Origin of the sequence: Mycolicibacterium arseniciresistens (genome assembly GCF_030519285.1) — a bacterium.
Classification (GTDB): Bacteria; Actinomycetota; Actinomycetes; order Mycobacteriales; family Mycobacteriaceae; genus Mycobacterium; species Mycobacterium arseniciresistens.
In genome coordinates, this window is the sequence record NZ_JAUMSQ010000268.1 from 1 (window position 1) to 323 (window position 323).

At 77.1% G+C, this 323-nt stretch carries 1 protein-coding gene; it reads left to right on the top strand.

Annotated elements, in window-relative coordinates; translation table 11 throughout:
* Positions 1–323 (top strand): HAD-IC family P-type ATPase (locus tag Q2100_RS24875; protein WP_302916206.1); only part of this gene is annotated, 323 nt, incomplete at both ends.

Here is a 323-nt window from a genome sequence, read left to right on the forward strand (position 1 = left end):
TCGCGCGCGTGGTCGCCCTCGAACGCACCGGCGCGACCGTCGTGGTGCTCACCGTCGACGACCGGGCGGTCGGCGTGCTCGGCCTCACCGACCGGATGCGCCCCGACGCCGCGCGTGCGGTCGCGTCGATCCGGGACCTGACCGACGGCGATCCCGTCGTGCTGACCGGTGACCACCGCGCCGCCGCGGAGCACCTCGCCGACGCGGCAGGCATCGCCGACGTCCGCGCCGGGCTGCTGCCCGCCGACAAGGTCGACGCGGTACGCGCGCTGCAGGCCGGCGGCCGGCGCGTGCTGCTGGTCGGCGACGGGATCAACGACGCA